Source organism: Bacillus sp. FSL E2-0195 (assembly GCF_038003645.1).
In the GTDB taxonomy this organism is placed as follows: domain Bacteria; phylum Bacillota; class Bacilli; order Bacillales; family Bacillaceae_G; genus Bacillus_A; species Bacillus_A mycoides.
Map to the genome: position 1 here is coordinate 32,501 of NZ_JBBOPN010000001.1, position 21,787 is coordinate 54,287.

Annotated in this window: 25 protein-coding genes and 2 rRNA genes (1 of these 27 only partly in view); 26 read left to right on the forward strand and 1 reads right to left on the reverse strand. The window is 36.5% G+C overall.

The features are described 5' to 3' along the window. The 11 genes from MHH59_RS00165 to rsmI all read left to right on the forward strand — a co-directional run. Positions 1 to 1,103: ribosomal RNA gene (locus MHH59_RS00165) — 23S ribosomal RNA — on the forward strand; it begins 1,819 nt to the left of the window's first position. A 49-nt stretch (positions 1,104 to 1,152) separates the two neighbouring features. Further along, positions 1,153 to 1,268: ribosomal RNA gene (gene rrf, locus MHH59_RS00170) — 5S ribosomal RNA — on the forward strand. A gap of 199 nt (positions 1,269 to 1,467) precedes the next feature. Then, complete coding sequence (locus tag MHH59_RS00175) at positions 1,468 to 1,647, forward strand: sigma factor G inhibitor Gin (RefSeq protein ID WP_002130199.1); 180 nt, start codon at positions 1,468 to 1,470, stop codon at positions 1,645 to 1,647. A gap of 79 nt (positions 1,648 to 1,726) precedes the next feature. After that, positions 1,727 to 3,148 carry an aminotransferase class I/II-fold pyridoxal phosphate-dependent enzyme gene (locus MHH59_RS00180; protein ID WP_002130200.1) on the forward strand — a complete coding sequence of 474 codons (1,422 nt, stop codon included), beginning with the start codon at positions 1,727 to 1,729 and terminating at the stop codon, positions 3,146 to 3,148. Between the two features lies 1 nt (position 3,149). Beyond that, complete coding sequence (gene tmk / locus MHH59_RS00185; protein ID WP_002130202.1) at positions 3,150 to 3,776, forward strand: dTMP kinase; 627 nt, start codon at positions 3,150 to 3,152, stop codon at positions 3,774 to 3,776. Positions 3,777 to 3,811: 35 nt separating this feature from the next. Next, positions 3,812 to 4,795 (forward strand): DNA polymerase III subunit delta', encoded by a 984-nt coding sequence (gene holB / locus MHH59_RS00190; RefSeq protein ID WP_002009636.1) that lies wholly within the window; start codon positions 3,812 to 3,814, stop codon positions 4,793 to 4,795. Positions 4,796 to 4,800: 5 nt separating this feature from the next. Further along, a complete protein-coding gene (locus MHH59_RS00195) occupies positions 4,801 to 5,628 on the forward strand; it encodes a PSP1 domain-containing protein (RefSeq protein WP_002009637.1) in 828 nt (275 codons plus the stop codon). A gap of 14 nt (positions 5,629 to 5,642) precedes the next feature. After that, positions 5,643 to 5,993: a DNA replication initiation control protein YabA gene (yabA, locus tag MHH59_RS00200; RefSeq protein WP_002009639.1), complete on the forward strand. Its 351-nt coding sequence runs from the start codon at positions 5,643 to 5,645 to the stop codon at positions 5,991 to 5,993. 120 nt (positions 5,994 to 6,113) lie between these two features. After that, positions 6,114 to 6,854 carry a tRNA1(Val) (adenine(37)-N6)-methyltransferase gene (locus MHH59_RS00205; protein WP_002130206.1) on the forward strand — a complete coding sequence of 247 codons (741 nt, stop codon included), beginning with the start codon at positions 6,114 to 6,116 and terminating at the stop codon, positions 6,852 to 6,854. Continuing rightward, complete coding sequence (locus tag MHH59_RS00210; protein WP_002130207.1) at positions 6,841 to 7,131, forward strand: GIY-YIG nuclease family protein; 291 nt, start codon at positions 6,841 to 6,843, stop codon at positions 7,129 to 7,131. The genes MHH59_RS00205 and MHH59_RS00210 overlap by 14 nt, the downstream gene beginning before the upstream one ends. After that, a complete protein-coding gene (gene rsmI, locus MHH59_RS00215; protein ID WP_002130208.1) occupies positions 7,100 to 7,975 on the forward strand; it encodes a 16S rRNA (cytidine(1402)-2'-O)-methyltransferase in 876 nt (291 codons plus the stop codon). Before MHH59_RS00210 ends, rsmI begins: the two co-directional genes overlap by 32 nt. 20 nt (positions 7,976 to 7,995) lie before the next feature. Here the strand turns inward: rsmI and MHH59_RS00220 are convergent, their stop codons facing one another. Continuing rightward, positions 7,996 to 8,280 carry an AbrB/MazE/SpoVT family DNA-binding domain-containing protein gene (locus tag MHH59_RS00220; RefSeq protein WP_000843037.1) on the reverse strand — a complete coding sequence of 95 codons (285 nt, stop codon included), beginning with the start codon at positions 8,278 to 8,280 and terminating at the stop codon, positions 7,996 to 7,998. 519 nt (positions 8,281 to 8,799) lie between these two features. Between MHH59_RS00220 and metG the strand changes: the two genes are divergently transcribed. The 15 genes from metG to MHH59_RS00295 all read left to right on the forward strand — a co-directional run bounded on the left by metG (position 8,800) and on the right by MHH59_RS00295 (position 21,689). Then, positions 8,800 to 10,782: a methionine--tRNA ligase gene (metG, locus tag MHH59_RS00225; RefSeq protein WP_002029324.1), complete on the forward strand. Its 1,983-nt coding sequence runs from the start codon at positions 8,800 to 8,802 to the stop codon at positions 10,780 to 10,782. Positions 10,783 to 10,947: 165 nt separating this feature from the next. Next, positions 10,948 to 11,715, forward strand: a complete 768-nt coding sequence (locus MHH59_RS00230; RefSeq protein ID WP_078178522.1) for a TatD family hydrolase — start codon at positions 10,948 to 10,950, stop codon at positions 11,713 to 11,715. Between the two features lie 260 nt (positions 11,716 to 11,975). Further along, complete coding sequence (gene rnmV, locus MHH59_RS00235) at positions 11,976 to 12,533, forward strand: ribonuclease M5 (RefSeq protein ID WP_002029323.1); 558 nt, start codon at positions 11,976 to 11,978, stop codon at positions 12,531 to 12,533. Then, positions 12,530 to 13,408 carry a 16S rRNA (adenine(1518)-N(6)/adenine(1519)-N(6))-dimethyltransferase RsmA gene (gene rsmA / locus MHH59_RS00240; RefSeq protein WP_002091590.1) on the forward strand — a complete coding sequence of 293 codons (879 nt, stop codon included), beginning with the start codon at positions 12,530 to 12,532 and terminating at the stop codon, positions 13,406 to 13,408. Before rnmV ends, rsmA begins: the two co-directional genes overlap by 4 nt. Positions 13,409 to 13,532: 124 nt before the next feature. Continuing rightward, positions 13,533 to 14,396: a sporulation peptidase YabG gene (gene yabG / locus MHH59_RS00245; protein ID WP_002009651.1), complete on the forward strand. Its 864-nt coding sequence runs from the start codon at positions 13,533 to 13,535 to the stop codon at positions 14,394 to 14,396. A 238-nt stretch (positions 14,397 to 14,634) separates the two neighbouring features. After that, positions 14,635 to 14,898: a biofilm formation stimulator Veg gene (veg, locus tag MHH59_RS00250; RefSeq protein ID WP_002009653.1), complete on the forward strand. Its 264-nt coding sequence runs from the start codon at positions 14,635 to 14,637 to the stop codon at positions 14,896 to 14,898. Between the two features lie 91 nt (positions 14,899 to 14,989). Then, on the forward strand, positions 14,990 to 15,169 hold the full coding sequence (gene sspF / locus MHH59_RS00255) for an acid-soluble spore protein SspF (RefSeq protein ID WP_002094215.1): 180 nt from the start codon (positions 14,990 to 14,992) through the stop codon (positions 15,167 to 15,169). A gap of 196 nt (positions 15,170 to 15,365) precedes the next feature. Further along, complete coding sequence (ispE, locus tag MHH59_RS00260; protein ID WP_012260164.1) at positions 15,366 to 16,235, forward strand: 4-(cytidine 5'-diphospho)-2-C-methyl-D-erythritol kinase; 870 nt, start codon at positions 15,366 to 15,368, stop codon at positions 16,233 to 16,235. Between the two features lie 54 nt (positions 16,236 to 16,289). Next, entirely contained in the window at positions 16,290 to 17,138 is an 849-nt protein-coding gene (gene purR, locus MHH59_RS00265; RefSeq protein WP_002091587.1) for a pur operon repressor, read from the forward strand. Between the two features lie 123 nt (positions 17,139 to 17,261). Continuing rightward, the gene (locus MHH59_RS00270) at positions 17,262 to 17,636 is read left to right on the forward strand and encodes a RidA family protein (RefSeq protein WP_000869819.1); all 375 of its coding nucleotides are present in this window, start codon (positions 17,262 to 17,264) and stop codon (positions 17,634 to 17,636) included. A gap of 152 nt (positions 17,637 to 17,788) precedes the next feature. Further along, on the forward strand, positions 17,789 to 18,082 hold the full coding sequence (gene spoVG, locus MHH59_RS00275; protein ID WP_000454042.1) for a septation regulator SpoVG: 294 nt from the start codon (positions 17,789 to 17,791) through the stop codon (positions 18,080 to 18,082). Positions 18,083 to 18,409: 327 nt separating this feature from the next. After that, positions 18,410 to 19,789: a bifunctional UDP-N-acetylglucosamine diphosphorylase/glucosamine-1-phosphate N-acetyltransferase GlmU gene (gene glmU, locus MHH59_RS00280; protein WP_002091584.1), complete on the forward strand. Its 1,380-nt coding sequence runs from the start codon at positions 18,410 to 18,412 to the stop codon at positions 19,787 to 19,789. Between the two features lie 18 nt (positions 19,790 to 19,807). After that, on the forward strand, positions 19,808 to 20,761 hold the full coding sequence (locus MHH59_RS00285; RefSeq protein ID WP_002091580.1) for a ribose-phosphate diphosphokinase: 954 nt from the start codon (positions 19,808 to 19,810) through the stop codon (positions 20,759 to 20,761). A 72-nt stretch (positions 20,762 to 20,833) separates the two neighbouring features. Next, positions 20,834 to 21,394 (forward strand): aminoacyl-tRNA hydrolase, encoded by a 561-nt coding sequence (pth, locus tag MHH59_RS00290; RefSeq protein ID WP_087943057.1) that lies wholly within the window; start codon positions 20,834 to 20,836, stop codon positions 21,392 to 21,394. A 70-nt stretch (positions 21,395 to 21,464) separates the two neighbouring features. Further along, entirely contained in the window at positions 21,465 to 21,689 is a 225-nt protein-coding gene (locus tag MHH59_RS00295; protein ID WP_002091576.1) for an anti-sigma-F factor Fin family protein, read from the forward strand. The last annotated feature ends 98 nt before the right edge of the window (positions 21,690 to 21,787 follow it).

A 21,787-nucleotide genomic window follows, 5' to 3' on the forward strand; every position in this document is an offset into this window, starting at 1 on the left:
CTGCGAAGCCGTAAGGCGAAGTATAGGGGCTGACACCTGCCCGGTGCTGGAAGGTTAAGGAGAGGGGTTAGCGTAAGCGAAGCTCTGAACTGAAGCCCCAGTAAACGGCGGCCGTAACTATAACGGTCCTAAGGTAGCGAAATTCCTTGTCGGGTAAGTTCCGACCCGCACGAAAGGTGTAACGATTTGGGCACTGTCTCAACCAGAGACTCGGTGAAATTATAGTACCTGTGAAGATGCAGGTTACCCGCGACAGGACGGAAAGACCCCGTGGAGCTTTACTGTAGCCTGATATTGAATTTTGGTACAGTTTGTACAGGATAGGCGGGAGCCATTGAAACCGGAGCGCTAGCTTCGGTGGAGGCGCTGGTGGGATACCGCCCTGACTGTATTGAAATTCTAACCTACGGGTCTTATCGACCCGGGAGACAGTGTCAGGTGGGCAGTTTGACTGGGGCGGTCGCCTCCTAAAGTGTAACGGAGGCGCCCAAAGGTTCCCTCAGAATGGTTGGAAATCATTCGTAGAGTGCAAAGGCATAAGGGAGCTTGACTGCGAGACCTACAAGTCGAGCAGGGACGAAAGTCGGGCTTAGTGATCCGGTGGTTCCGCATGGAAGGGCCATCGCTCAACGGATAAAAGCTACCCCGGGGATAACAGGCTTATCTCCCCCAAGAGTCCACATCGACGGGGAGGTTTGGCACCTCGATGTCGGCTCATCGCATCCTGGGGCTGTAGTCGGTCCCAAGGGTTGGGCTGTTCGCCCATTAAAGCGGTACGCGAGCTGGGTTCAGAACGTCGTGAGACAGTTCGGTCCCTATCCGTCGTGGGCGCAGGAAATTTGAGAGGAGCTGTCCTTAGTACGAGAGGACCGGGATGGACGCACCGCTGGTGTACCAGTTGTTCTGCCAAGGGCATAGCTGGGTAGCTATGTGCGGAAGGGATAAGTGCTGAAAGCATCTAAGCATGAAGCCCCCCTCAAGATGAGATTTCCCATAGCGTAAGCTAGTAAGATCCCTGAAAGATGATCAGGTTGATAGGTTCGAGGTGGAAGCATGGTGACATGTGGAGCTGACGAATACTAATAGATCGAGGACTTAACCATATAATATGAAGCAAATGTTATCTAGTTTTGAAGGAATATACCTTCATAGTTTGGTGATGATGGCAGAGAGGTCACACCCGTTCCCATACCGAACACGGAAGTTAAGCTCTCTAGCGCCGATGGTAGTTGGGACCTTGTCCCTGTGAGAGTAGGACGTCGCCAAGCAAGATAAAAACACAAGTCTTTTGACTTGTGTTTTTTTGTTTTTAAACAGTACATGAAAGAAGTAAAGGGAATACATAAGTAATACAAACACATTGCCCAAGAATAAATCATATTATATAAAAAATTGATGTATATTTTCCGGAAATTTGTTAAGGAATAGAGGTATATAATATGTTTATTTAAAAAGGGAGGAAAGATTATGAAATTACCAAGTGAAATTTGCATCGTTTGTGAGACAAAAAGAGGGGAAGGAATATATGTATATAATAATTTAATATGTTACGAGTGCGAAAGAAATCTGGTGAATACTGAGACAACTGACCCGAAGTATATACATTATTTAAAACAACTGCGAAAATTAGAAGTATCATATTTTTAAATAGGCATTATGCCTATTATTTTTTTTGCCCTAATATCTGTATAATAGATACAGAATGAATAATAAGGAAGAGATATATATGAATCAAAATCGTATGCCTTTATATGAGGCGCTAATGGAATTTAAAGAAAGGCGACTACTATCTTTTCATGTTCCGGGTCATAAGAATGGTTTAAACTTCCCTCAGAAAGCTTCAGGGGGGTTTAAGGACATATTATCAATTGATGTAACAGAGTTAACAGGATTAGATGATTTACATAGCCCGTTTGAATGTATAGATGAAGCACAGCAATTATTAGCTGAAGTATATGGCGTGCACAAAAGTTATTTTTTAATTAATGGTTCAACAGTTGGAAATTTAGCAATGATTTTGTCTTGCTGCGGCGAACATGATATTGTCCTCGTACAAAGAAATTGTCATAAATCGATCATTAATGGTTTGAAATTAGCAGGGGCTAATCCGGTCTTTTTAAATCCATGGATTGATGAAGTACATAACGTACCAGTAGGTGTTCATGATGAAATTATTAAGGAGGCAATTACAAAGTATCCAAATGCAAAAGCACTTATTTTAACACATCCTAATTACTATGGTATGGGAATTGATTTAGAGGCAAGTATCGCTTACGCACATGCACATAAAATTCCTGTTCTAGTAGATGAAGCCCATGGGGCGCATTTTTGTATAGGGGACCCCTTCCCGAAGTCAGCATTAGTTTATGGTGCGGATATTGTGGTTCATTCCGCACATAAAACATTACCTGCGATGACAATGGGATCTTATTTACATATAAATAGCCGTTTGGTGAGCGAAGAAAAAGTTTCATCCTATTTAAGTATGCTACAATCTAGTAGCCCATCGTATCCAATTATGGCTTCTCTTGATATAGCACGTTTTGCAATAGCTGTTATAAAGGAAGAAGGTCATGATGAAATCGTTGAGTTTTTACGCCGATTTAAAGAAGGATTGCGATCTATCCCACAAATAGCTATTTTACAATATCCATCGCAAGATGAATTAAAAGTTACGGTGCAAACTCGCTGTCAGTTATCGGGGTATGAATTACAGTCTGTATTTGAAAAAGTCGGTATATATACGGAAATGGCAGATCCATATAACGTCCTATTTATATTACCGTTACAAGTAAATGAGGGGTATATGAAAGCTATAGAGATCATTCGATTAGCTATGCAGCAATATAAGGTAAAAGACAAGACAGCATCAATTCGTTATACTTATAAAGGGGAGATTTCCCCTTTACCGTATACGTATAAACAATTAGAGAGATATGAAACGAAGTTAGTATCTATAGAAGAAGCCGTTGGTATGATAGCTGCAGAAATGGTGATTCCGTATCCACCTGGAATTCCATTGATCATGTATGGAGAGAGAATTACTCAAGAACATACAAAGCAAATTACTCATTTAGAGAAAACAGGGGCTCGTTTTCAAGGTAGTACGAAATATATGAACGTGTATGATATAGAAAGTAGGTTTTAGGATGAAGGGATTATTTGTAACAATTGAAGGGCCAGAAGGTTCGGGTAAAACAACATTAATTAAAAGTTTATTACCATATTTTGAGCAAAAGGAACAAAAGGTAATGGCGACCAGAGAACCAGGTGGTATTGCAATTTCTGAAGATATTAGAACAATTTTACATAAAAAAGAGTATACGATGATGGAAGCACGTACAGAGGCGCTCTTATATGCTGCTGCACGTAGACAACATTTAGTGGAAAAAGTTATGCCAGCACTTGAGGAAAACTATCTTGTACTATGTGATCGTTTTATAGATAGCTCTTTAGCATATCAAGGATATGCAAGAGGCTTAGGTATGGATAAAGTATTTGAAATTAATCGTTTCGCAACGGAAGATTGTATGCCTAGTTTAACAATCTATTTAGATATTGAGCCAGAGGTAGGTTTAGCACGAATTGGAAAAGATGCAGGACGTGAAGTAAATCGACTAGATATGGAAGATATCTCTTTCCATAAACGTGTGCGTGAAGGGTATTTACAAGTTGTAGAGCGTTTCTCTAATCGCATTGTATTAGTAAATGCTGATCAACCAATGAAAAAACTTATAGAAGAAGTTGTTCAGATTATAGAAGATAAATTGTTATAATAGAAGGAAAGAATGAAATAAGTGAGGTATGCAGTATGATAAATACGTGGGAGCAGCTTTCTGCTATACAGCCCATCGGTGTCAAAATGTTGATGAATAGCATTGCAAAAGAGCGTATATCCCACGCTTACTTGTTAGAGGGAGGGAAAGGGACTGGGAAGTTCGCCACAGCAATTCAAATGGCAAAAAGTTTTCTCTGTTCACAAAGAAATGGTGTAGAGCCTTGTCATGTATGTACGAATTGTCGCCGAATTGATTCAGGTAACTACCCAAACTTACATATTGTAAAACCAGATGGATTATCTATTAAAAAACAGCAAATTCATGATTTACAAGAAGAGTTTTCAAAAACAGGATTAGAAGCAAATAAAAAAGTATATATTATTGAGCATGCAGATCGTATGACAGCAAATGCAGCGAATACGCTCTTAAAGTTTTTAGAAGAACCAAGTAGTGATACAACAGCTATTTTACTTACTGAACAAAGTCATCAGATTTTAAATACAATCTTATCTCGTTGTCAAGTTGTTACGTTTAGGCCGTTGCCTACAGAATCTTTAATTAAGAGGTTAGAGGAAGAAGGTATTACAGTTTCTTTATCTACACTTGCTGCGCAGCTTACAAATAGTTTTGAAGAAGCTTTATTAATGTGTAATGATGAATGGTTTGCACAAGCGAGAGCTTTAGTGATAAAATTATGTGAAGCGCTCGAAAAAGATAAGGCCTCTATTTTTTTTGTACAAGAAAAATGGGGGAAGCACTTTGGAGAGAAAGAACAATTACAGCAAGGCTTAGATATGTTACTCCTTATTTATAAGGATTTATTATATGTTCAACTTGGAGAAGAAGATCGTCTTGTTTTTCATGAGCAGAAAGAGATGTTTGAATCCTTTTCTTATGCTCAGAAGCGCATTGTATCAGCTCTCTTTAATATATTAGAGGCAAAAAATAGAATCAACGCTAATGTAAATGCGCAGCTTGTGTTCGAACAGTTAGTGTTGCGGTTGCAGGAGGGATGACCGTTTTGTATGATGTAGTAGGTGTTCGCTTTAAGAAGGCCGGAAAGGTATATTACTTTGATCCAAATCAGTTCGATATCTCAGAAAATGAGTTTGTAATTGTAGAAACGGTAAGAGGTATTGAGTATGGAAAAGTAGTTATTACCAAAAAGCAAGTTGATGAAAATGACGTTGTATTACCGCTAAAAAAAGTTATTCGTATTGCAAATGAAAATGATCGTACCATTGTTGAAGAGAATAGGCATGCTGCGAAAGAAGCATATCAAGTTTGTCAACAAAAGGTAGGAGAACATAATCTTGATATGAAGCTTGTAGATGTAGAGTATACGTTCGATCGTAATAAGATTATTTTTTACTTTACTGCGGATGGTCGGATTGATTTCCGGGAACTAGTGAAAGACTTAGCGGCAATTTTTAGGACAAGAATTGAGCTGAGACAGATCGGCGTTCGTGACGAAGCAAAAATGCTTGGTGGTATTGGTCCATGTGGTCGTATGCTTTGTTGTTCTACTTTTTTAGGAGATTTTGAACCTGTATCCATTAAAATGGCAAAAGATCAAAATTTATCATTAAATCCTGCAAAAATCTCTGGTTTATGTGGTCGCTTAATGTGTTGCTTAAAATATGAGAATGATGAATATGAGGCAGCAAAGGAACAACTTCCTGATTTAGATCAACGTATACAAACACCGCACGGTACTGGCCGTGTTATCGGATTAAATATTTTAGAAAGATTAATTCAAGTGGAACTAGTAGACAAGGAACGGATAGTAGAATATACGTTAGATGAATTAATGAATAAAGGGGTCGTTTCGAGTCAAACCACAGATTAATGAGGTGGGTGCTTGTGGAGAAAAAGGATATTTTTGCATCGGTTTCTAGTATGGAAGAGCAAATTGGACATTTATACAAACAGTTGGGAGAATTAAAACAACATCTTGCAGAATTATTGGAAGAAAACCAACATATAAAAATGGAAAATGAAAATTTGCGACATCGTTTTGAAGAAGTGCAGAACAAGGAAAAACAAAAAACTCAAAAACGCAAAGAAATGAAGGCGAAGACAGATATTGGTGAAGGCTACGATAATCTAGCGAGACTATATCAAGAAGGTTTTCATATTTGCAATCTACATTATGGAAGTGTACGTAAAGAGGGAGATTGTTTATTCTGTCTGTCATTTTTAAATAAAAAGTGAGATTACCTTTCCAATATAATTGGAAAGGTAATTTTTTATACATGAGAGTAGAATGAAATTTATTTTTACATTAATAGAAGATGAAATAGGGTAGGTTAAGTGTAAGAAAGGGAGCAATATATGAATTTATATGAAGATGAGCGTTTAGATTACTTATTAGCGCAAGATATGAAGATTGTACAAAGTCCATCAGTATTTAATTTTTCTTTGGATGCTGTTTTACTTGCAGATTTTGCTTGGGTGCCAATTCAAAAAGGTAATTTACTTGATTTGTGTACAGGTAACGCAGTTATCCCTCTTTTATTAAGTACAAGGACAAAAGGGAAAATTACAGGTGTAGAAATTCAAGAGCGCTTATATGATATGGGAATAAGAAGTGTTCAATACAATAATTTAGTAGAAAGAATTCATTTAATCCATGGAGATTTGAAAGATATGCCGGAGAAACTTGGACGTCATCAATATGATGTTGTAACATGTAATCCTCCTTATTTTCAAACACCACAAACTTCTGAGAAGAATATGAATGAACATTTAGCGATAGCTCGTCATGAAATTATGTGCACACTAGAAGATGTTGTATACGCAAGTAGTCAGCTAGTGAAACAGGGTGGGAAAGTAGCATTTGTACATCGTCCAGGTCGTTTGCTCGACATCGTCACATTAATGCGTAAATACAAAATTGAACCGAAACGTGTGCGATTTGTTTATCCTAAGGCTGGTAAAGAAGCGAATACATTGTTAATTGAAGGAATTAAGGATGGGAATGCAGATTTAAAAATCTTACCACCTCTTTTTGTATATGAAGAAAACAATGAATATACAAAGGAGCTTCGTTCAATTTTATATGGAGAAGAATAAGCATTGTTTTTATGTGGTGGAGTGTTCTGATGGAAGTTATTATGCTGGATACACGAATCATATAGAAAAACGGATTCAGACCCATAATAGTGGAAAAGGTGCTAGATATACACGCGCTAGACTTCCAGTTGTTTTAAAATATGTAGAGGATCACGAGGATAAACGAACGGCTATGCAAGCTGAGTATCACTTTAAGCAGTTAACGAGGAAAAAAAAAGAAGAATATATGCAAAAAGGAGAACGCTATGTGGCAGCAAAAAAGCTTTCAGCAAAATGAAAAGGGAGTTTTATATTTAGTACCGACTCCAATCGGAAATTTAGAGGATATGACATTTCGTGCAATCCGAATTTTAAAAGAGGCAGACATTATTGCAGCGGAAGATACAAGGCAAACGAAGAAACTTTGTAATTACTTTGAAATTGAAACACCAGTTATGAGTTATCATGAGCATAATAAAGGAGTAAGTGGACGGAAAATTTTAGATAAGTTAGAAGAAGGTAAGACTGTAGCCATTGTGAGCGATGCTGGTATGCCATGTATTTCAGATCCTGGTTATGATATCGTTGTAGAGGCTGTAGCAGAACAATATCATGTTATTCCGCTTCCTGGGGCAAATGCAGCCCTTACAGCATTGATTGCATCAGGACTTGAGACAAAACATTTTTATTTCTATGGTTTCCTGCAAAGAAATAAAAAGGGACGTAAGCTTGAATTAGAAAAACTACGCTATATTCCAACTACAATGATGTTTTATGAGGCGCCACATCGTTTAGATGATACTTTAATCTCTATGCAAGAAGTATTAGGAAATAGGGAAATCGTATTATGTCGTGAGCTAACGAAAAAATTTGAAGAGTTTATTCGTGGAACAATTGAAGAAGCGATTGAGTGGACGAAGCAAAATGAAGTTCGTGGTGAGTTTTGTATTTTAGTAGCAGGTTCAACAGAAGAACCTACTCCAGAGGAACAATGGTGGGAAGCTATTTCAGTATATAATCATATTGAACATTATATAAATGAAAAAGGTATGAATTCAAAAGAAGCGATAAAAATAGTCGCTAAAGACCGAGATTTGTCGAAACGCGACGTATATCAAATCTATCATGTGGATAAAAAATAAGCTTCTCATAATTGAGAAGCTTATTTTGCTGTTTCGATATAATCTTGAAGTTCGTTTAAGACTTGTTCAGCGCCTTCTTTACTTAAGATAATTTTACCTTCAGCTAAAGATAGGTTACCATCAGATACTTCACCAGTTACTTGGCAAGTCATGTTTGGTTTATATTTCTTTAAGATGATTTTTTCATCATCAACGTAGATTTCAAGAGCATCCTTTTCTGCAATACCTAAAGTACGGCGTAATTCGATTGGAATTACAACACGACCTAATTCATCAACTTTACGAACGATACCAGTAGATTTCATAATTCTTTTCCTCCTAAATAAATAGTTTATAAGTTTCGAGTCTATTTTTTTGATTCGTCATTTTTCGACAAAATACCCTATGGACATATGATACCAATCATTTACATTTCCGTCAATTATTAAATTCTATATTTTTAAAAAAGATTTATAGATTTTTATACTTCTTATATATGATAGAATGTAAGTCATTTCTACAATTGTTTTGTATTATTTTTTGTAATGTTTATACTTTTCGGGAAATATATTGTATATTTTTTTTGAATATGAGTAATAGATGATAAAGATATCGAGCATTAACTCGTTTTTATCCCGCATTAACGAGCAGTAAGACTCCCACTTCAAAATTTAGCCGGAGCAAAGAAGTTAAGTGGGAGTCGGGCTGCTCGTAAAAGCCCGATTGGTTCAACTAATAATCCATGGGGGATGAACCCTCTCCACGGATTAAAGTTTCACTTTATATATGAGTTTTTGATATACTGTTTATAAATACATATGAGGTTATTCGGGAGGTCCAAAACGATGAAAGAGGAAAATAAGTCCTTTTATATTACTACCCCAATTTATTATCCAAGTGGAAAGTTACACATTGGACATGCTTATACGACAGTAGCAGGAGATGCGATGGCACGATATAAGCGTATGCAAGGATACAATGTTCATTATTTAACAGGAACTGATGAGCATGGACAGAAGATCCAAAAGAAAGCAGAAGAACTAAATGTTACACCACAGGCATATGTGGATAACATTGTATCAGGGATTAAAGAACTTTGGGAGAAGATGGATATCTCTTATGATGATTTTATTCGTACAACTGAAGATCGTCATAAAGATGTTGTTGAGAAAATCTTCAAGCAGCTAGTAGATCAAGGTGATATTTATCTTGATGAATATGAAGGTTGGTATTCTGTACAAGATGAAACATTCTATACAGCGCATCAATTAGTAGATCCAATTATGGAAGGTGACAAAGTAGTTGGTGGAAAAAGCCCAGATAGTGGTCACGCTGTAGAACTTGTTCGCGAAGAGTCTTATTTCTTTAGAATGGGTAAATATGTAGACCGACTATTAAAGTTCTATGAAGATAACCCCCATTTCATTCAGCCAGAGTCCCGTAAAAATGAAATGATTAATAACTTCATTAAACCAGGATTAGAAGATTTAGCTGTTTCTCGTACTTCATTTGACTGGGGAGTTCGTGTTCCAGGTAACCCAAAACACGTTATTTACGTATGGGTAGATGCGTTGTCTAATTACATTACTGCATTAGGATATGGAACAGAAAATGAAGAGAAGTATAAAAAATTCTGGCCAGCAGATGTCCATTTAGTTGGGAAAGAAATCGTTCGTTTCCACACAATTTATTGGCCAATTATTTTAATGGCTTTAGATTTACCACTTCCGAAGAAAGTCTTTGCTCATGGCTGGATTTTAATGAAGGATGGAAAAATGAGTAAGTCAAAAGGAAACGTAGTAGATCCAGTTACACTAATTGATCGTTACGGATTAGATGCATTGCGTTACTACTTACTTCGCGAAGTTCCATTTGGATCTGATGGAGTATTCACACCAGAAGGATTTGTTGAACGAATCAACTTTGATTTAGCGAATGATTTAGGTAACTTATTAAATCGTACAGTAGCTATGATTGATAAATACTTTAACGGGGAAATTCCTGCATTTAAAGCAAATGTAACTGAGTTTGATGAAACGTTAGTGACATTTGCCAAAGATACATTGAAAAAAGTAGAAGAGGCAATGGAGAATATGGAATTCTCTGTAGCGCTAAGTTCCATTTGGCAATTAGTTAGCCGTACGAACAAATATATTGATGAAACGCAGCCGTGGGTATTAGCGAAGGATGAGAATGATCGCGAAAAACTTGCGTCTGTAATGGCCCACTTAGCTGAGGTACTTCGTCAAACAGGTATTATGCTTATGCCATTCCTAACAGTAGCACCAAGTAAGATGTTTGCTCAACTTGGACTTACTGAAGAGGCGCATAAATCTTGGGAAAGCCTATCTACAATTGGATGTATTCCAGCTGGAACAAAAGTAGAAAAAGGAAACCCAATCTTCCCTCGTTTGGAAATGGAAGTAGAAGTGGGGTATATTAAAGAACAAATGCAAGGTTCTGCTCCTAAAGTAGAAGAGAAAAAAGCAGAAGAACCAAAGGCAGAAGAAATTACAATTGATGATTTCTTTAAAGTAGAATTACGAGTAGCTGAAGTAATATCCGCTGAACCTGTGAAAAAAGCAGATAAGTTGTTAAAAATTCAGCTTGATTTAGGTACAGAGAAGCGCCAAGTGGTTTCTGGGATTGCTAAATTCTATTCCCCAGAAGAACTAAAAGGTAAAAAGGTTATTTGTGTAACGAATTTAAAACCTGTAAAATTACGTGGTGAATTATCACAAGGTATGATTTTAGCAGGTGAAGAGAATGGCGTATTGTCATTAGCATCAATTGACCAGAATTTACCAAACGGTACAAAAATCAAGTAATTAAGGCAAGAAAAGAGATGTTTCACGTGTAACATTGGTGAAGCGTCTTTTTTCTTTTTACATTCCGTTTTTTGCATTAAAATTGAAGTATTGTTATCGTTAAGTTAGAAAGAGTGTAGTTTTTCTATGAGAGAATTGATTTCAATATAAAAGGAGTTATTTATTATGTTGTTTGATACACATTCACATTTAAATGCAGAGCAATTTGAAGAAGATTTACAAGAAGTTATCGCGAGAATGAAAGAAGCGGGAGTTACATATACAGTTGTTGTTGGATTTGATGAAGTAACGATAAAGAAAGCAATTGAATTAGCAGAGGCTTATGATTTTATTTACGCTGCAGTTGGATGGCATCCTGTTGATGCAATCGATATGAAAGAAGAACATTTAGCTTGGTTAGAAGAATTAGCGGCTCATCCTAAAGTAGTTGCAATTGGGGAAATGGGATTAGATTATCACTGGGATAAGTCTCCAAAAGAAATACAGAAGGAAGTATTCCGTAAACAAATTGCATTAGCGAAAAAGGTGAAATTACCGATTATTATACATAACCGCGATGCAACTCAAGATATTGTTGATATCCTAGAGGAAGAGAATGCAGCTGAAGTAGGGGGCATTATGCATTGCTTTAGCGGTAGTGCAGAAGTAGCGCAGCGATGTGTCGATATGAACTTTTTAATTTCATTAGGTGGGCCAGTAACATTTAAAAATGCCAAGAAACCGAAAGAAGTTGCTATGGAGATTCCGTTAGAAAAATTATTGATAGAGACAGATTGCCCGTATTTAACACCACATCCATTTCGAGGGAAACGAAATGAACCTAGTTATGTAAAACTGGTAGCAGAAGAAATTGCGAATTTAAAAGGAATTTCTTATGACGAAGTAGCGCAAGTAACAACAAAGAATGCCAAATCCTTATTTGGTGTTGAATAAAAAAGAATGGGGAGTCCCATTCTTTTTTTGTTTTTTGAGAAGAGAGATAGTAGAAGTGATAAGAACCCACTATTTACTCATAACATAAGTGTAGAAATATTGCGGATAAATTAAGATGGAGATAGAAGTGTTACAATAAGGATAGTGAACAAAGATTTTTCTCTTCTACTTTTTAAAATGTACGATTGGGAAAATAATAATGGAAAAGTCGTCATTTTTTTGTTTTACTAAGTAGAGATGAAAAGAGTGTGGAGGCAAGCATGAAAATTAAAGAGATTATCGTTGTAGAAGGTAAAGATGATACAGTTGCGATTAAACGTGCTGTTGATGCGGATACAATCGAAACGAACGGTTCAGCAATCGGTGATCACGTTATTGAGCAAGTTAAATTAGCGCAGCAAAAACGAGGCGTTATTATTTTCACAGATCCGGATTATCCTGGAGAGCGTATTCGAAAAATTATTTCTGACAAGGTTCCTGGATGTAAGCATGCTTTTTTAACGAAGGAAGAAGCACTTGCTAAAAGGAAAAAAGGTGTTGGAATCGAACATGCTTCTAATGAGTCGATTCGCCGTGCTTTAGAGAATATACATGAAGAAATGGAAGCTTACACAAGTGAAATTAGTTGGAGTGATCTAGTTGATGCGGGCTTAGTGGGCGGAGAAATGGCAAAGAGTCGCAGAGAAAGAGTGGGTAAGCTATTAAAGATTGGTTATACAAACGCAAAACAGTTACATAAACGTTTACAAATGTTTCAGGTTTCAAAGGAATCATTTGCAGAAGCTTATAAGCAAGTAATACAGGAGGAAAAAAAATGAAAGATATCGCAACACCAAATCGTACGAAAGACATTGTTGAAAAGTATGGATTTTCATTCAAAAAAAGTTTAGGACAAAATTTTTTAATTGATACGAATGTATTAAATCGTATCGTTGATCACGCAGAAATCGGTTCAGAAAGTGGCGCAATTGAAATTGGACCAGGTATCGGTGCGTTAACAGAGCAATTGGCGAAGCGTGCTAAAAAAGTAGTGGCTTTTGAAATTGATCAGAGATTATTACCAATTTTAGACGAGACGTTAGCTCCATATAGCAACGTTACAGTTATAAATAAAGATGTACTAAAAGCAGATGTACATGAAGTGTTTAGTGAGCAATTTGAAGAAGGACAAGATGTAATGGTAGTAGCTAACTTACCATACTATATTACAACGCCAATTTTATTTAAATTGCTCGAAGAAAAATTACCGGTTCGTGGATTTGTTGTTATGATGCAAAAAGAAGTTGGGGATCGTTTAGCTGCTAAACCAGGAACGAAAGAGTATGGTTCTTTATCAATTGCCATTCAGTATTATACAGAGGTAGAAACAGTTATGACTGTACCGCGTACAGTGTTTGTGCCACAACCAAATGTTGATTCTGCGATTATCCGTCTTCTAAAGCGTCCTAAACCAGTTGTAGAAGTGACAGATGAAACTTTCTTCTTTGAAGTAGTACGAGCAAGTTTCGCACAGCGTCGTAAAACTTTAATGAATAATTTATCAAATAATTTAAATGGTTTCCCGAAAGATAAAGAGCTGTTGGATCGAATTTTGACAGAAGTAGGAATTGATCCGAAGCGAAGAGGCGAAACGCTATCTATCGAAGAGTTTGCAACATTAAGTAATGCATTAATTCTTCATAAATTGTCATAAGAATATGAAAGGGACAGTTCAACTTGAGCTGTCCCTTTTGTCACCTTTCCTTTCCTAAATTCATACTTTAAAAACAGGTAAGATGGCCTAACGAGTTTGGAGTTTGGAGTTTGGAGGTAGGAGAATGGATTTACATGTTGGAGAATTAGTTGAACGATATTCTCATAATAGGGATATTCTTTTTCGTATTATAGAAATAAAAGGCGATATGGCAATATTATTTGGAGAGGAAATTAGACTTGTGGCGGATGCACCACTTGCAGATTTAGTTAGTATAGATCAACGAGAACATAAAAATAGAGTGAAGCGTGAAAAAGAAACGATGGAGCGTACTTACCGGTTGTTTCAGCAAGATTACGTGTTGATGAAACAAAGACATGAACATAATTCAACTGGTGGATATACAAGTGAAGTGAATTATTTTCAAATGCCAGGACGTGTGTTGCATATAGATGGAGATCCTTTATATTTGCGCAAGTGCTTAGATTTATATAATAAAATAGGCGTTCCTGTTCAAGGTATTCATTGTAAGGAAACGGAGATGCATGAAAAGGTAGTAGACTTAATAGATCATTTTCGCCCAGACATTTTAGTTATTACAGGACATGATGCATATACAAAGTCAAAAGGAGTTATGGGAGATTTAGCAGCATATAGACATTCTAGACATTTTGTACAGGCCGTTCGAGAAGTGCGGAAAAAGTATCCATCGTTAGATCAACTCGTTATTTTTGCTGGGGCTTGTCAATCACACTTTGAGGCGTTGATTCGGGCAGGTGCTAATTTTGCTAGTTCACCGTCTAGAATTAATATTCATGCTCTAGATCCTGTATATGTAGTTGGCAAAATTAGTTTCACTTCATTTATGGAAAGAGTAAATGTATGGGACGTTGTGCGTAATACAATTACTGGCGAAAAGGGACTAGGCGGAATTGAAACAAGAGGGATTTTACGAACAGGATTGCCCTTTCAACATTATGACGAATGAGCAAGGTACATACGTATCTTGCTTTTTTATGTGGAAATGATTTAAATGAGTCTGGATAAAAAGCGGCAAGAACGTGCAGACTATACAATGATACTTTTAGAATATAGTATTTCTTCTATCTATTTGAACGCATGATGCTTTTATAATGATATTGTCTGTGAATTGCGGTTAATAATTGGGATAGATATATCGTGTTTTAAGTGTTCAATCTAAATTACAGCGAGGTGTAGCAAAGTATATGTCAAAACGTTTAGATGAAATTAAAAGCGAATTAGATCACCATCTTGGACAGCGACTTATGTTAAAGGCAAATAGTGGGAGAAGAAAAACTGTGGAGCAATCAGGTGTACTTGCAGAAACGTATCGTTCTGTGTTTGTTGTACAATTAGACCAGCAAGAAGATGCATTGCAACGTGTATCTTATAGTTATGCAGATGTTTTAACAGAGACAGTAGAGCTAACATTTTACGATGAATCTCAAAATGAAGTATTTTATAATTAATGTATTTTTCGTTACATATATTCCCATAAATGAAAAGCTATATTATTTTGCATACTAATTATACCGTAGCAAAATAAGGAGGGACTCTGCATTGAGTAGACGAAGAGGAGTCATGTCAAATCAATTTAAAGAAGAGCTTGCAAAAGAGCTTGGCTTTTATGATGTTGTTCAGAAAGAAGGATGGGGCGGAATTCGTGCGAAAGATGCTGGTAATATGGTGAAACGTGCTATAGAAATTGCAGAACAGCAATTAATGAAACGAAACCAGTAGTTGTAAGATACTTTCTATGCTACGGTAGCCGAGGAGAGATTCCTCGGCTTTTTGCACGCTAAAAGGTGCCGTCATTTGACATAAGTAGTTTCATTCTGAATGCTTTTCGATATAATTAGGGAAGTGTCATCGTCTTACTATAAATTTATGGTAAAATAAACGATAAAAGATTGAGTACATAGAGTGGGTGAATAGATTGAAGCTACTAGTGAAAGCACCAGCAAAGATTAATCTGTCGTTAGATGTACTGGGAAAAAGACAAGATGGATATCATGAAGTGAAAATGATTATGACAACAATCGACTTGGCAGATCGTTTAGAGCTAACGGAATTAGCAGAAGACCGTATTGAAATTTTGTCCCATAATCGGTATGTCCCAGACGACCAACGCAATTTAGCTTATCAAGCAGCGAAATTATTAAAAGTGAAGTTTAATGTAAAAAAAGGTGTGTCTATTACTATTGAAAAAACGATTCCAGTAGCCGCTGGATTAGCAGGTGGAAGTAGTGATGCAGCAGCGACATTACGTGGCCTTAATAAGTTATGGAATTTAGGGCTAACAATCGATGAATTAGCAAAGCTTGGCGCAGAAATTGGGTCAGATGTATCGTTCTGTGTATATGGTGGAACTGCTATTGCCACTGGAAGAGGAGAAGAAATTGAACATATAAAGACTCCGCCTTCTTGTTGGGTTGTTTTAGCAAAGCCCCACATTGGTGTATCTACTGCTGACGTGTACGGAAATTTAAAATTAAATCGTGTTACTCATCCAAATGTAGATAAAATGGTTGAAGTCATTAACCATGGCGATTATAAAGGAATTTGTGATACTGTTGGTAACGTTTTAGAAGATGTGACGTTTGCGATGCATCCCGAGGTTGCACGTATTAAATCACAGATGAAACGCTTTGGGGCAGATGCCGTATTAATGAGTGGAAGTGGCCCAACTGTATTTGGTCTTGTACACCATGATTCGCGAATGCACCGCATATATAACGGGTTAAAAGGATTTTGCGAGCAAGTATATGCAGTGCGTTTATTAGGAGAGCGAGAAACGCTTGAATAAAGACGTATAATACGTTATGATTTGTTTAGAATATTCGTGATTTGAGGTGAGAGTATGAAAATTAGACGAAGTACAAGATTGGTCGATCTGACGTATTACTTGTTACAAAATCCTCGTCAGCTAGTTTCTCTCACTTTTTTTGCTGAAAGGTATCAATCGGCTAAATCTTCCATTAGTGAAGATTTAGTTATTATTAAGCAAACGTTTGAACAACAAGGTGTCGGCACATTGCAAACGGTACCAGGAGCAGCAGGAGGAGTGAAATATATTCCTTATATAAGTGAAGAAGAGGCAAATCTAATTATTAACGAGCTTTGTAGCTTATTTGAAAACCCAGACCGTATTTTGCCTGGCGGTTACTTATATATGACGGATCTTTTAAGTAATCCTCGCCAGATTAATGGCGCAGGTCGTTTATTTGCTTCTGTTTTTGCTAGGCAACCAATTGATGCGGTTATGACGGTAGCGACAAAAGGAATTCCGCTTGCTTATGCAGTAGCGAACTACTTAGATGTACCGGTAGTAATTGCGAGAAAAGATAATAAGGTAACAGAAGGACCCACTGTTAGTATTAACTATGTATCAGGTTCCTCTAAGCGAATCCAAACGATGACTTTAGCAAAGCGTAGCCTTCCAGAAGGGTCCAATGTTTTAATTATTGATGACTTTATGAAAGCTGGCGGAACCATTCAAGGTATGATGAGCATGCTAGAAGAGTTTAAAGCTAATGTTGTTGGGATTGGCGTATTAGTAGAGTCTACGGATATTGAAGAAAGACTTATTAATAACTTTGTATCATTAATTCGTCTGTCAGAAGTTGATGTGAAAGAAAAAGCGATTCAAGTGGAAAAGGGGAATTATGCACTTGCACCATTTGATAAAGGGCTTGTAGAGGCTGAGTAAAAAGGTAAAGCAGATAGCTTTACCTTTTTTTATTCCTATTTATAAATTACAAAATAGATGGACAAACTGCCTTTGGTACACTATTTTTAAAGAGTAAAAATAAATAATAAAAGGGTGAAAAGTATGAAAGTTGTTCAAACAAGCAAAGCACCACAGGCAATCGGACCATATTCACAAGGGATTATTGTAAATAATATGTTCTATAGTTCAGGACAAATTCCGTTAACGGCAAGTGGAGAACTTGTAACAGGAGATGTAACAGTACAAACAGAGCAAGTATTTGAAAATTTACAAGCGGTATTAGCAGAAGCAGGTGCTTCATTTGATACAGTGGTAAAAACAACAGTATTCTTGAAGGATATGGATGATTTTAATGCTGTTAATGAAGTATACGGTTCTTATTTCTCTACTCATAAACCAGCGCGTTCTTGTGTACAAGTAGCAAAATTACCGAAAGATGTTTCTGTTGAAATCGAAGTAATTGCCCTAGTTAAGTAACTCTTTGTAAGCGATAACCTCTACTAATCCTTATATTCAACTACAATAAAAATTTTTATCTTAAAAATTTTTAAAAAATTAAAGGGAAAATAGAAATTTTGTGGAATTTATACAAATATATCGCTTATTTAGAAAAGGGTGGTGAACACAAGATGGAAGTGACTGACGTAAGATTACGCCGCGTAAACACAGAAGGCCGCATGAGAGCAATTGCCTCTATTACTCTAGACCATGAATTTGTTGTTCATGATATTCGTGTAATTGATGGTAATAATGGATTATTTGTAGCAATGCCAAGTAAACGTACTCCAGATGGAGAATTCCGTGACATTGCACATCCAATTAATTCTAATACACGCTCTAAAATTCAAGATGCGGTTTTAACAGAGTATCATCGTTTAGGCGAGTTAGAAGAGGTTGAGTTTGAAGAAGCAGGCGCTTCGTAAAATTCGAATGAAAAGGGCTTTTGAAAGAAAGTCTTATAATTTTGTAGCAAACTCCTGTAAGCATTTACAGGAGTTTGTTTTTTTTTTTTGAATAATACACGTTTCTAATTATAAAAATTCATATTTTGAAAAAATAAAGATGAAAAACTTCTAATTTTTTCAAAATCATTTAAAATAGTATAGCTTATTCCTTAAAAAAGATACTAAAGAGTAAAACATCTTATAAGAATTATGGTAAAATTTAATAGTTATAATGTGTTTCTTGAAATATATGATGATTTAGGATAATATCGTTAATGGATAAATAGGTTGCGATGGAGGGTCTATATGTCAAACAGATTTGCAGTGATTCTAGCTGCAGGTAAAGGCACACGTATGAAGTCCAAGCTATACAAAGTGCTGCATCCTGTATGTGGAAAACCAATGGTACAACATGTAGTCAATGAAGTATCTCAATTAGGATTGCAGAAACTTGTAACAGTCGTTGGACATGGTGCTGAAAAGGTACAAGAACAGCTAGGAAACGTAAGTGAGTTTGCATTACAAGCAGAACAACTTGGTACAGCTCATGCTGTCGATCAAGCTGCAAGTGTACTTGCAAATGAAGAGGGAACAACTTTAGTTATTTGTGGTGATACACCTCTAATAACTGCTGAAACGATGGAAGCATTGCTTCAGCAACACGAAGAAGCGGGAGCAATGGCGACGGTACTAACAGCGTACATAGAAGAGCCTGCTGGATATGGCCGTATCGTTCGTAATGAGAATGGTCATGTTGAAAAGATTGTTGAGCATAAGGATGCGAATGAAAAAGAATTAGCTATTAAAGAAATCAATACAGGTACGTATTGTTTTGATAATAAAGCTTTATTTGCTTCACTTTCTAAAGTTTCAAATGATAATGTACAGGGCGAATATTACCTTCCGGACGTTATTGAAATTTTAAAAAATGAAGGTCATATTGTATCAGCTTATCAAACAGAGCACTTCGATGAAACGTTAGGTGTTAACGACAGAGTCGCTCTATCGCAAGCGGAAATTATTATGAAAAATCGTATCAACAGAAAGAACATGGTAAATGGTGTTACAATTATTGATCCAAGTAACACATACATTTCTGCGGATGCAATTATTGGTAGTGATACAGTTCTTCACCCAGGAACGGTTATTGAGGGGAACACTGTAATTGGTTCTGATTGTGAAATTGGACCGCATACAGTAATTCGCGATAGTGAAATTGGAGATCGTACGGTAATTCGTCAATCTACTGTACATGACAGCAAACTTGGTACAGAAGTATCAGTTGGTCCATTTGCACATATTCGCCCAGATTCAGTTATTGGAGATGAAGTGCGCGTTGGAAACTTCGTAGAAATCAAAAAAACTGTTTTTGGTAATAGAAGTAAAGCTTCACACTTAAGTTATATCGGGGATGCACAAGTTGGAGAAGACGTGAATCTTGGTTGTGGTTCAATTACGGTGAACTACGACGGCAAGAATAAATTTAAAACTGTAATTGGTAACGGGGTATTTATTGGATGTAATTCAAACCTTGTTGCTCCTGTAACAGTTGAAGATGGTGCTTATGTGGCAGCAGGCTCTACAATAACAGAGAATGTTCCATCAAAAGCATTATCAGTAGCACGTGCACGTCAAGTTAACAAAGAAGACTATGTTGATCAATTGCTGAATAAGAAAAAATCATAATGTGGAGGGTTAATCTAGATGTCGACTCAATATCTAAATTCTAATTTGAAAGTATTCTCTTTAAACTCTAATAAGGAACTTGCTGAGCAAATCGCAAAGCATATTGGAGTAGGACTAGGAAAATGTTCTGTTGATCGTTTTAGTGATGGAGAAGTTCAAATTAACATTGAAGAAAGTATCCGTGGTTGCGATGTATTCATTATTCAATCTACAAGCTTCCCAGTAAACGAACATATCATGGAATTACTTATTATGATTGATGCATTAAAACGTGCATCTGCAAAAACAATTAATATTGTTATTCCTTACTATGGTTATGCGCGTCAAGACCGTAAAGCGCGTTCTCGTGAACCAATTACATCGAAACTTGTAGCAAACTTGCTTGAAACAGCAGGTGCAACTCGTGTAATCACTCTAGATTTACATGCTCCGCAAATTCAAGGATTCTTTGATATCCCGATCGACCACTTAATGGGTGTACCGATTCTTTCAGACTACTTTGAAGCAAAAGGCCTTAAAGATATCGTAATCGTATCTCCTGATCACGGTGGTGTAACGCGTGCTAGAAAAATGGCGGATCGCCTAAAAGCGCCAATCGCTATTATTGATAAGCGTCGTCCTCGTCCGAATGTATCTGAGGTAATGAACATTATCGGTAACATCGAAGGCAAAACAGCAATTTTAATTGATGACATCATTGATACAGCTGGTACAATTACATTAGCGGCAAACGCTCTTGTTGAGAACGGTGCTTCTGAAGTATATGCTTGCTGTACACACCCAGTATTATCTGGTCCAGCAATTGAGCGTATTCAAAATTCGAATATTAAAGAGTTAGTTGTAACGAACTCTATCGTATTACCAGAAGAGAAGAAAATTGATAAAGTACATGAACTTTCAGTTGCTCCATTAATCGGAGAAGCAATCATTCGTGTATACGAAGAAGAATCTGTAAGTGTATTATTCAATTAATTGGATAGAATGAGACGTAACCAAGCTTGGTTACGTCTTTTCGTATCGAAAAAAGAAAGTAGTGGTACAAGAATGAAATTAATAGTAGGACTTGGGAACCCAGGTAGAGAATATGAATTAACAAGGCATAATATTGGATTTATGGCAATCGATGAACTTGCAAAACGTTGGAGTATTTCTTTGAATGAACAAAAGTTTAAAGGGGTATTTGGCGCAGGTTTTGTTAATGGGGAAAAAGTAATCTTACTAAAGCCACTTACATATATGAATTTATCTGGGGAAAGTATCCGTCCACTCATGGATTATTATAAAATTGATGTCGAGGACTTCATTGTTATGTACGATGATTTAGATATTCCTGTAGGTAAATTACGCCTTCGCATGAAAGGTAGTGCGGGTGGACATAATGGTGTAAAATCAACAATTTCACATTTAGGAACACAAGAATTTCAACGTATCCGCATGGGAATCGATCGTCCGAAAAATGGGATAAAAGTAGTGGATTACGTATTAGGACGTTTTACATCTGAAGAAATATCTGGCGTTAATCAATCCATTGAAAATGCAGCAGATGCATGTGAGGAATGGTTAAATAAACCTTTTCTCCAAATCATGAATACTTTTAATAGTTAAGCGCACAATCTGGAATATTTTATTTTGTTTTATCCCATACTAGTAGCAATTGGATATTTAGGAGGCTAGTATGGAAGGTTATTATTACTGTAGACATTGTGGAAGTAATGTGGGCTCCATTATCGCAGAAAAAGTATATAGCGACGTTTTGTTTCAACTAACAGAGCAAGAAGTAGTGGATATGATTCATTTTCATGAGAATGGAAATATATATATAAAAACGATTTGTGAATCGTGTCAAGAAACGCTCGCATCTTATCCTGAGTATTATGAATATGAAAAATTTCTGCAATAAAATGTTGTCGCTTTGGCATGTCCAAAGCATTTTTCTGTTTTCTTTTTCCAAAATATTTGCATAAAATATAGTAACTTGCTCTTTATGTTGAGAGGAGT

Bases quoted from the DNA above. Each gene is read 5' to 3' on its own strand.
- MHH59_RS00175 (WP_002130199.1), top strand. From the start codon at position 1,468: ATGAAATTACCAAGTGAAATTTGCATCGTTTGTGAGACAAAAAGAGGG.
- MHH59_RS00180 (WP_002130200.1), top strand. From the start codon at position 1,727: ATGAATCAAAATCGTATGCCTTTATATGAGGCGCTAATGGAATTTAAA.
- tmk (WP_002130202.1), top strand. From the start codon at position 3,150: ATGAAGGGATTATTTGTAACAATTGAAGGGCCAGAAGGTTCGGGTAAA.
- holB (WP_002009636.1), top strand. From the start codon at position 3,812: ATGATAAATACGTGGGAGCAGCTTTCTGCTATACAGCCCATCGGTGTC.
- MHH59_RS00205 (WP_002130206.1), top strand. From the start codon at position 6,114: ATGAATTTATATGAAGATGAGCGTTTAGATTACTTATTAGCGCAAGAT.
- MHH59_RS00210 (WP_002130207.1), top strand. From the start codon at position 6,841: ATGGAGAAGAATAAGCATTGTTTTTATGTGGTGGAGTGTTCTGATGGA.
- rsmI (WP_002130208.1), top strand. From the start codon at position 7,100: ATGTGGCAGCAAAAAAGCTTTCAGCAAAATGAAAAGGGAGTTTTATAT.
- MHH59_RS00220 (WP_000843037.1), bottom strand. From the start codon at position 8,280: ATGAAATCTACTGGTATCGTTCGTAAAGTTGATGAATTAGGTCGTGTT.
- metG (WP_002029324.1), top strand. From the start codon at position 8,800: ATGAAAGAGGAAAATAAGTCCTTTTATATTACTACCCCAATTTATTAT.
- MHH59_RS00230 (WP_078178522.1), top strand. From the start codon at position 10,948: ATGTTGTTTGATACACATTCACATTTAAATGCAGAGCAATTTGAAGAA.
- rnmV (WP_002029323.1), top strand. From the start codon at position 11,976: ATGAAAATTAAAGAGATTATCGTTGTAGAAGGTAAAGATGATACAGTT.
- rsmA (WP_002091590.1), top strand. From the start codon at position 12,530: ATGAAAGATATCGCAACACCAAATCGTACGAAAGACATTGTTGAAAAG.
- yabG (WP_002009651.1), top strand. From the start codon at position 13,533: ATGGATTTACATGTTGGAGAATTAGTTGAACGATATTCTCATAATAGG.
- veg (WP_002009653.1), top strand. From the start codon at position 14,635: ATGTCAAAACGTTTAGATGAAATTAAAAGCGAATTAGATCACCATCTT.
- purR (WP_002091587.1), top strand. From the start codon at position 16,290: ATGAAAATTAGACGAAGTACAAGATTGGTCGATCTGACGTATTACTTG.
- MHH59_RS00270 (WP_000869819.1), top strand. From the start codon at position 17,262: ATGAAAGTTGTTCAAACAAGCAAAGCACCACAGGCAATCGGACCATAT.
- spoVG (WP_000454042.1), top strand. From the start codon at position 17,789: ATGGAAGTGACTGACGTAAGATTACGCCGCGTAAACACAGAAGGCCGC.
- glmU (WP_002091584.1), top strand. From the start codon at position 18,410: ATGTCAAACAGATTTGCAGTGATTCTAGCTGCAGGTAAAGGCACACGT.
- MHH59_RS00285 (WP_002091580.1), top strand. From the start codon at position 19,808: ATGTCGACTCAATATCTAAATTCTAATTTGAAAGTATTCTCTTTAAAC.
- pth (WP_087943057.1), top strand. From the start codon at position 20,834: ATGAAATTAATAGTAGGACTTGGGAACCCAGGTAGAGAATATGAATTA.
- MHH59_RS00295 (WP_002091576.1), top strand. From the start codon at position 21,465: ATGGAAGGTTATTATTACTGTAGACATTGTGGAAGTAATGTGGGCTCC.